Source organism: Providencia sp. (genome assembly GCF_003533305.1).
In the GTDB taxonomy this organism is placed as follows: domain Bacteria; phylum Pseudomonadota; class Gammaproteobacteria; order Enterobacterales; family Enterobacteriaceae; genus Providencia.
The window spans coordinates 66193-75881 of the sequence record NZ_DOEH01000014.1; the positions used below are offsets into that span (position 1 = coordinate 66193).

The 9689-nt window shown below is 38.1% G+C and carries 7 protein-coding genes and 1 riboswitch; of the genes, 5 read left to right on the plus strand and 2 right to left on the minus strand.

Features of this window, described 5'->3' with window-relative positions; genetic code table 11:
• Positions 1–1185 precede the first annotated feature (1185 nt).
• Entirely contained in the window at positions 1186–2097 is a 912-nt protein-coding gene (oxyR, locus tag DD649_RS07360) for a DNA-binding transcriptional regulator OxyR (RefSeq protein ID WP_294105217.1), read from the plus strand.
• A 95-nt stretch (positions 2098–2192) separates the two neighbouring features.
• On the opposite strand, the gene sthA is transcribed toward oxyR, so the two are convergent.
• A complete protein-coding gene (gene sthA, locus DD649_RS07365; protein ID WP_294105219.1) occupies positions 2193–3590 on the minus strand; it encodes a Si-specific NAD(P)(+) transhydrogenase in 1398 nt (465 codons plus the stop codon).
• Positions 3591–4180: 590 nt separating this feature from the next.
• On the opposite strand from sthA, the gene fabR reads away from it, so the two are divergent.
• Both fabR and DD649_RS07375 read left to right on the plus strand, forming a co-directional pair.
• Positions 4181–4825, plus strand: a complete 645-nt coding sequence (gene fabR / locus DD649_RS07370; protein WP_294105232.1) for an HTH-type transcriptional repressor FabR — start codon at positions 4181–4183, stop codon at positions 4823–4825.
• A 13-nt stretch (positions 4826–4838) separates the two neighbouring features.
• Positions 4839–5231, plus strand: coding sequence for a YijD family membrane protein (locus DD649_RS07375; protein ID WP_294105222.1), 393 nt, complete (start codon positions 4839–4841; stop codon positions 5229–5231).
• A gap of 71 nt (positions 5232–5302) precedes the next feature.
• Here the strand turns inward: DD649_RS07375 and trmA are convergent, their stop codons facing one another.
• Positions 5303–6400 (minus strand): tRNA (uridine(54)-C5)-methyltransferase TrmA, encoded by a 1098-nt coding sequence (gene trmA / locus DD649_RS07380; RefSeq protein ID WP_294105224.1) that lies wholly within the window; start codon positions 6398–6400, stop codon positions 5303–5305.
• A 111-nt stretch (positions 6401–6511) separates the two neighbouring features.
• A riboswitch (cobalamin riboswitch) is annotated at positions 6512–6807 on the plus strand.
• A gap of 74 nt (positions 6808–6881) precedes the next feature.
• Between trmA and btuB the strand changes: the two genes are divergently transcribed.
• Positions 6882–8807 carry a TonB-dependent vitamin B12 receptor BtuB gene (btuB, locus tag DD649_RS07385; RefSeq protein WP_336429761.1) on the plus strand — a complete coding sequence of 642 codons (1926 nt, stop codon included), beginning with the start codon at positions 6882–6884 and terminating at the stop codon, positions 8805–8807.
• Positions 8752–9615, plus strand: coding sequence for a glutamate racemase (gene murI / locus DD649_RS07390; protein WP_294105230.1), 864 nt, complete (start codon positions 8752–8754; stop codon positions 9613–9615). Before btuB ends, murI begins: the two co-directional genes overlap by 56 nt.
• The last annotated feature ends 74 nt before the right edge of the window (positions 9616–9689 follow it).

The following is a 9689-nucleotide window of genomic DNA, read 5'->3' on the forward strand; positions in this document are numbered from 1 at the left end:
TGAAGTCTTTAGATTAAGTTAAGATTTTTAATTTATTTTTATATAAAAACTTACAAAGTTTAATCAAGAATGAAAGCAAATATAACAAGATGTTTCTGGCGCTCTAGTATTTAAACGTATATTGGTTATATTGATAGATATAGCTGCCCTCACAAGATAATAATATTATCTTCTATAATAAAAATTAAAGGAAAGTGTGTCAGTATCATTGCAAATAACTATTTATTTTTTCATTTTCTATAATTTATTTATTGTGCATTGTATTTTTAGCGTGATTATCTTATCCCCATTTCTCTGGGTTCATTTCAAGTTAGATTTTTAGACGAGTATTTGAGTTACTCAATATTACAATGTGGTCATAGCTAAAATGTATTACGCATTTTTGTTGTTATACTACTTTGAGGTATCACATATGGCTGATTATCTAAGTAACGAAATTCAATGTTGCTGTATTTTTCACAAGTCGAATTTGAATATTCTGTAATATACTTATTGATAATAGTGATGAAGAGAGGATTGATGATTTTTTAGCGGTTGTCATAACATTTTCTCCTTAGCTGTATTATTACTGATGAATAAGCTCTTAAAGAAGTTGTTAAATGGTATTTATAAGTATTAAAACTGATGGTTATCTCATTTCTGCTCTTGTTATATTATATTTATTATTTACGTTATTTTAAACTTATTCAACTGTAAAATAGTTTAAAAATGTGTATAAAATTCTTAAAAATTAGCTTTGATAGTTATATTAACCAGTGTGTAATATTTAGTTAGCCTTGATGATTTCAATGCTAGTCTTATATATCATTAAATGAATAACTTGATGTACTATCAGACTAGTTCGCATTCTATTGAAATATATAGCGTTGGTTTTTTAATCTGAATTCAGTCTTTAAAAGATCATATTTAGGTCTTTTATACCTGCTGATATATGTTAAGTAGTCTTTATGATTTGAGGTGAGATGTTAAACGAACGTATGAAAGTTAGATGACGCATTTTGTTTCCAATTATTACAAATTGTTTCTTAATAAGGTGTTTAATTGTGTTTAAAGAGGTAATTTAGGTATATTCATCGATATATTAATAGATAAAACAAAACAATATCGTTATAGTGATTGGTATTATCTATCTATCTTTATTTAGATTTGCCTAAGAATAAACGAAAGGACGAGAAGAAAAAAGATATGAATATTCGAGATTTGGAATACTTAGTAGCACTCGCCGAACACAAACATTTTAGACGTGCCGCGGACTCTTGCCATGTAAGCCAACCTACATTAAGTGGCCAAATCCGTAAGCTAGAAGATGAGCTCGGTGTGATGCTCTTAGAAAGAACCAGTCGTAAAGTTCTTTTCACCCAGCAAGGATTACTTCTTGTCGAACAAGCTAGAACGATTTTGCGAGAGATAAAAGTTTTGCAGGAAATGGCTGCATTGCAGGGGGAAAGTATGTCTGGTCCTCTGCATATAGGTTTGATTCCAACCGTTGCTCCTTACCTTTTACCTCATATTATTCCGCAATTACACCAAGCTCATCCAAAACTTGAAATTTATTTACATGAAGCACAGACGCAGCAACTGCTTGCTCAGCTTGATAGTGGTAAATTAGATTGTGTGATTTTAGCTCAAGTGAAAGAAACAGATCCTTTTATTGTCGTTCCTTTATTTGAGGAGCCAATGAAACTCGCTATATATGAAAGCCATCCATGGCATGATCGCAATACGATTGAAATGAGCGAGCTCGCGGGTGAAAAATTACTTATGTTAGAAGATGGCCATTGTCTGCGTGATCAAGCGATGGGTTTTTGTTTTCAGGCAGGGGCAAAGGAAGATACTCATTTCAGAGCAACGAGTTTAGAAACTTTAAGGAATATGGTTGCAGCAGGCAGTGGTATAACACTATTACCTGATTTAGCCGTACCTAATGAAGCTTGTCGTGATGGTGTTTGCTATTTAAATTGTGTTGAGCCAGAACCTAAACGCACTATCGTTTTAGTTTATCGACCAGGTTCACCATTGCGTGGACGTTATGATCAACTCGCTGAAACTATTTATAAATCAATGGATGAATACTATAAAAATAAAATCTATTTATAAAATAAATGGAAAATGATAAATATCAGCGTAATAACAATTATAGCCGGAGAATATCCGGCTAAATTTATGGTGTTATTTACATTAATCAGCAAAGCCTAGAATAATCGATTCAAACCATTAAGCGCTGCAACACGAAAAGCTTCAGCCATAGTTGGATAGTTGAATGTAGTATTCACAAAGTATTCGATGGTATTTCCTTCACCTTTTTGTTCCATAATCGCTTGGCCGATATGAATAATCTCAGCCGCCCGTTCACCAAAGCAATGAATACCTAGAATCTGCAATGTTTCTCTATGAAATAGAATTTTTAAGCTGCCAACATTCATACCTGCAATTTGAGCACGTGCTAAATGTTTAAATTGAGCGCGGCCAACTTCATAAGGTATTTTCATTGCAGTCAGTTGCTGCTCTGTTTTACCTACGGAGCTAATTTCAGGAATGGTGTAAATACCGGTTGGAATATCTTCAACCAAATGCGCATTACCTAAACCACAAGTAATCGCTCGGGCTGCAATTCTGCCTTGATCGTAAGCTGCGGATGCTAAACTTGGATAACCAATAACATCGCCAACAGCATAGATATGTTCATTAGTCGTGCGATAAGCGTGATCTACTTTGACTAAACCGCGACTATCTGCATCAATTCCAACATTCGCTAGGCCTAAACCATCAGTATTACCAGTGCGTCCGTTGGCATAAAGTAAACAATCCGCTTTTACTTTTTTGCCTGACTTAAGATGCACAATAACGCCATCTTCTACACCTTCAATTTTTTCATATTCTTCATTATGGCGTATAACAACGCCACTATTCCAAAAATGATAAGACAAGGCGTCTGACATTTCTTGATCAAGGAATGCCAGCAAATTATCGCGAGTATTAATTAAGTCAACTTTAACGCCTAATCCACGAAAAATAGATGCATACTCACAGCCAATGACGCCTGCACCATAAATAATGACGTGGCGTGGCTCATGTGTCAGGTTGAGAATAGTATCGCTGTTATAGATTCGGGAATGGTTGAAATCGACATCTGAAGGGCAATAAGGGCGAGATCCAGTCGCAATAATAATTTTATCTGCATTTAGGACATCACAACTGCCATCGGTATAGCGAACACTAACATGTTGATCATCAATGAAAGTCGCTTCACCAGAGAACATATGGCAACCATTGCGTTCATAAAACCCTTGGCGCATGCGTGTTTGTTGGCTAATGACCGTTTCAGCATGTTTTAGAATTTCAGCAAAAGAAGAGCGCAAGCTACGAGAGTTATCGCTATAAAGCGGGTTTTGATTAAATTCGATAATTCGACTAACGGCGTGACGGAGTGATTTCGAGGGGATAGTTCCCCAGTGGGTGCAGCCGCCGCCGACATTATTGTAACGTTCTATAACAGCAACGTTTTTTCCTTGTTTCACGAGCCCCATGGCGGCGCCTTCACCACCAGGACCAGAGCCAATGACAATTGCATCAAAATGGGTGTGTTGCATGAGATAAGACCTGCTCTAAAAACAAAATGACAACAATATGTTATCATTAGTCGCATATTTAACCTAATATCCCTTTTTTCTTATTGCCTTTCGCTCCGTCACTTTGTTGGCTACATTCGTTCACTCTAGTCACGTAGTTATCTACGTTCCCAGAGATTCACTCTTTTGCCGCCTCGCGACGAAACGAAATTCAAGAGAAAAAGATTTGTTAGGGTTTTTTAATTCGAAATTCTTAGAGGAAATAATTTTTAGTGAAAAAGTGAAAAAGTGAAAAAGTGAAAAAGTGAAAAAGTGAAAAAGTGAAAAAGTGAAAAAGTGAAAAAGTGAAAAAGTGAGAAAGTAAAAATACCAAATGTATTTTTTGAGGCTATGGTTACAAGAAATAGGGTGGCGGTTGTATAAAAAATAAATCAGGAAACTGGTTAGGCGAAATTCTGAAAATAACGAATTTATAGTAAGAATCAATTTTTCTCCAAAACAGTTTAATTATTTTCAGGTATGCTAGATGTTAAGCTACATTTACGATTTATATCTTTGATATATGAATCGCGTTTAATGAAATAGAGATTAGGATCACCGTGAGCAACACTATTGGCGTTAGAGCAAAACAAAAAGAAAAAACTCGTCGTTCACTCGTCGAAGCTGCATTTAGCCAATTAAGCGCCGAACGGAGTTTTACAAGCCTTAGCTTGCGTGAAGTTGCCCGTGAAGCAGGTATCGCACCAACCTCATTTTATCGACATTTTAAAGATGTTGATGAACTTGGGCTAACAATGGTTGATGAAAGCGGTCTTATGTTGCGTCAACTGATGAGACAAGCTCGCCAGCGCATTGCTAAAGGCGGGAGTGTGATCCGTACATCAATCTCGACCTTTATGGAATTTATTGGTAATAACCCCAATGCCTTTAGGTTACTATTGCGTGAACGTTCAGGAACCTCCGCAGAATTTCGTGCCGCAGTCGCCAGAGAAATTCAGCACTTTATTGCCGAACTAGCAGATTACCTTGAGTTAGAAAACCATATGCCTCGTCATTTTACTGAGATGCAAGCAGAAGCAATGGTCACGATTGTATTCAGTGCAGGTGCTGAAGCGCTTGATGTTGATGAAGAAAAGCGACAGTACCTCGAAGAACGGTTGGTACTACAGTTACGAATGATCGCCAAAGGCGCGTATTACTGGTATCGCCGTGAACAAGAAAAACAAAATCAAACTGCCCCGGACCTAACGAAATAATTAAGGAGAATCAATGAAGGATCACAAAAGTTATGAAAGAAGCACATTGCTATTGGCCTTAGTGATTGGTTTGTCAACGCATGGGACTTTCTCTGCGATGTTTAACTCTTTAGTTGAGTTTTCTATCTTCCCAGTCATTACCTTAGTACTTGCTGTTTATTGTTTACACCAGCGTTATTTACATCATGCGATGCCTATAGGGTTACCCAAGTTCGTAGTTGGTAATTTCTTTATTGGTGTTTTTGGTTATGCCGCTATTTTACGTGTTCAACATCCTGAAATTGGCTCTAACTTTATTCCAGCAACCATTATTGTGATTCTCGCTTTGTGGCTATATAAAAGCTGGAAAACGCGCAAACAAGAACAATTAGAATTAGCCGCGGAACGCGAAGAAGCTGAAGTTTAGTATTGCTTGGACGAATAAGATTAAAGCGCCGTTATTGATTATTCAAATAACGGCGTTTTTCGTTATAAAGACTAACGGCGAGTCAATAGCACACCGCTTTCCATATGATGGGTATAAGGGAACTGATCAAATAGGGCAAGTTTTTCTATTTTATGTGTTTTATTTAGTACTGATAAATTATCGCTGAGCGTCTCAGGATTACAGGAGATATAAAGAATATTGTCGTACTCTTGGACTAACTGCACTGTTTTATCATCTAAGCCACTACGAGGCGGATCAACAAAAATGGTGTTGCATTGATAATCTGCAAGGTTGATCCCTTCTAAGCGACGAAATTCACGAGCTCCATTCATTGCTTGTGTAAAATCTTCAGCAGACATTCGGATAATCTGCACATTTTTAATGTTATTGGCTTCTATATTATATTGAGCAGCAGAAACTGACGGCTTCGCAATCTCAGTCGCTAATACACGGTTGAAATTTTGTGCTAGCGCCAATGAGAAATTACCATTCCCGCAATACAATTCTAATAAGTCACCAGTAGCGCCTTTTGTTGCGGCAATGGCCCACTCTAACATCTTAATATTGACCTGTGCATTGGGCTGAGTGAAGCTATTTTCAACTTGGCGATAAATCATTTCTCTGCCATTAACAGGCAAGACTTCATCAACATAATCATTATCTAGCATGATTTTTGTTTTTGATGCACGGCCAATAACTTGAACATCAAAACCTTTCGCAGCTAATGCCGCTTTTAGTTTTTTTGCTTCATAAGTCCACTCATCACCTAGCTTTTTATGGTAAAGCAAAGAAACAATTAACTTATTGCTCAGTGTTGAAAGGTAATCGACTTGAAATAGCTTGTGGCGAAGTAATTCACTCTGCTTAATTAATGGCAATAACTCAGCCATTATTTGATTAATTAATTGGCTAGCGACAGGAAATTGTTCAATGTGAATGCGTTCCTTTGTCTCTTTATCAAACATAATATGGAACAGGTCATCACCTTCATGCCAGAGTCTGAACTCCGCACGCATCCGATAATGGGATTTTGGAGATGAAAAAATTTCAGGTTCGGGTGCTGCATAAGGAGCCATTATCCCCTTCAATCGGTTCACTTTTTCTGCAAGTTGCAGTTCATAATGTTCGGTGTGCAACGTGTTTTGCATCATATGGCTCCATAAAACAGTCAAAATTCTTATCAGGGGCGAAATTGTAGGGAAAGCAGCGAAGATGTCCAGTTTTCATTATGCATCCATAGACTCTAGTCGCGAATCGACTTAGGATAATAGCGCTGTGGTTTTATGAATGAATAGGGAATCTGGTGGGAATCCAGAACTGACGCGCAACGGTAATTAAGATTATACCCGTCATACTTCAAGCCGCATGGTTGTTGACTTCGCAAAGCTACCCAAACTATATACTTATATATGCTTATTGGGATTTCGTTTGTCGCTTACATGCAATTTGAGTTATTTAGGGAATAAATGCAGATATAAAACATGGTTGTGTTTTGTATGAGCATTTAATTTATAACTCTTTTAGTCCGATACCTACCACGGCTTTAATCGCTTCGTTGAATATTAGCGCGAACCTTATATTCGACCTCGCGGAAATTTTAATTAAATTGATTTTCCGAGTGTAATCATAATGAATAATAATAAGTTGCTGCCTTTATCGGTCGCTGCTATAGCAGTGTTGTGTGGGATTTCTTCTTTGGCAAGCGCAAGTGCAAACAATAAGTCTGACGAGCTCGTTGTGTCTGCAAATCGTTTTGAACAACCCATTTCTTCTATATTAGCACCTGTCACTGTTGTGACTCGTGAAGAAATAGATCGCTGGCAGTCCAATACCGTTATTGATGTTCTGAGACGTTTACCGGGTGTGGATGTTGCTCAAAATGGTGGAATGGGGCAACAAAGCTCCCTTTTTATTCGCGGTACTGAATCACGTCATGTGCTTGTATTAATTGATGGTGTTCGTCTAAACCAAGCCGGTATTTCTGGTTCTTCTGATATGAGCCAAATTCCTATCTCTTTGGTTCAAAAAATTGAATACATTCGTGGGGCAAGATCGGCAGTATACGGTTCGGATGCAGTAGGTGGTGTGGTCAATATTATTACGCGCCGTGATAACGATGGCACAACTTTAAATGCAGGTATTGGGTCACACAGTTACCAAAACTATAACGGTTCGACTCAGCAAAAAATTGGTGAAAATACAACGGTAACAGCTGCTGGAGCTTATACTCATACCAAAGGGTTTGATGTGGAGGCAAGGGGAAGCACGGGGAATTACCCAGATGGATATCGCCAACCAGATAAAGATGGTTTCTTGAATAAAACCCTATGGTTGGGAATTGAACATCAATTTTCCCCGAATATTTCGGCTTATGCCCGTGGCTATGGCTATGATAACCGTACGGATTATGATGGTAGCTATGACACTGATTATACAAATATGCAGCATTACCTTGTTGATACGCGTAAGTTCTCAAGTCGAACTTATGAAACAGGCCTGAAATACCATCAAGGTAATTATTCAACCTCACTTCTAGGAAGTTATAGTCACTCCAAAGATTACAATTATGATCCAAGATACGGCCAATACGGGCAATATTCTAATTTGGATGAGTCGAAACAGTATAATTTGCAATGGGGCAACAATTACCAATTTGGTAAAGGTAGCCTCAGCACTGGTGTTGATTATCAACGTCAAAGTGTTGAGCCTGGTGGTTATACAAAGACGAGTAAAACAGAAATTGTTAACAACACTGGTATCTATCTTACAGGGCAATACGCACTAATAGATTCAGTGATTGCAGAAGCTGCTATACGTTCTGACCACCACTCAGAATTTGACTGGCATACAACGTGGCAGTCTGGGCTAAGTTGGGAATTTTATGATGGCTATAAACTGGTTGGTTCTTATGCTACTGCCTACAAAGCGCCTAATTTAAATCAGTTATATGTAGATAACCCTTCATGGAAAATGAAAGGAAACCCAAACTTAAAACCTGAAGAAAGCCAGCAATGGGAAATTGGTTTAGAAGGCACAACAGGCCCTTTATTCTGGCAAATCAATGCATACCATAATGATATTGATAATTTAATCGCCTATACGTCAGGCGCACAGTTCAATACCTATGAAAACATTGGTAAGGCTGAAATTAAAGGTGTGGAATGGGTTGGGGAGTTTGAAACGTGGATGTTCCACCATCAATTTACCTATCAATATATCGATCCACGTAATAAAGATACCAATCAAGTATTGGCACGCCGTGCTCAGCAACAAGTTAAGTATCAGTTAGATTGGAATGTAGAAAAATTAGATATGGGCTTGACCTATCAATATATCGGCTCACGACATGATACTGCTTATTATGAGAATGGTAAGTCAGAAAGCCTAAAACTCGGCGGTGTTAGCATCTGGGATCTCACGGCTGCATATCCAATCACTTCACATCTCACAATTCGTGGTAAAATAGCTAATATGTTCGATAAAGACTATGAGACCGCGTATGGTTACCGCACCGCAGGAAGAGAATATTTCCTTACCGGAAGCTACAACTTCTGATAACAACCAATCTGTTCGCCCGACCATTCTAGTATTTGACTCTGGAGTGGGCGGGTTATCTGTCTATCGTGAAGTCAAAAAATTGATCCCCAATGCGCACTATATATATGCATTCGATAACGAAGCTTTCCCCTATGGTGAAAAAAGTGAAGCTTTTATTATTGATAGGGTCTATCAAATCGTTAAAGCTATTGCAGCAAAGCACCCTTTAACCATCACAATTATTGCTTGTAATACGGCAAGTACCGTCAGTCTTCCCAATCTTAGAGCCAATTTTAAATTTCCTGTAGTTGGTGTTGTCCCTGCAATAAAGCCTGCGACCAAACTCACCCGCAATGGAGTGGTTGGATTATTGGCAACAAAAGGCACGGTAAATCGTGAATACACCAAAGAGCTTATCGAACGATTTGCCACAGATTGCAAAGTGGTTTCTTTAGGTTCGGCCGAATTAGTGCAATTGGCAGAAAGAAAACTACATGGTGAAACCTTACCATTAGACGAAGTTGCACAAACTGTCAGGCCATGGCTAAGAATGTCAGAACCGCCAGATACGGTTATTTTAGGTTGCACTCATTTTCCACTCTTAATAGAAGAGCTAGAAAAAGTGCTGCCAGATGGCACAAGGTTTATTGATTCGGGAGCCGCAATTGCGAGAAGAACAGTTTGGCTGATCAATAATCAAGCCGAAATTATTGAATCTGATGAAGAAGATTTTGCATATTGCATGCTAATGAATGAAAGCGTACAGGGATTGCGACCTGTTCTTGAGGCTGAAGGCTTTATTTCGCTGAAAAAACTAGCTATCTAAGTTAAATCTGATGGAAAGCTGAGCAAACAAATAAAAAGTTTAAAAAAAGGGTTGCCAGAATTTTCTGACTCCCT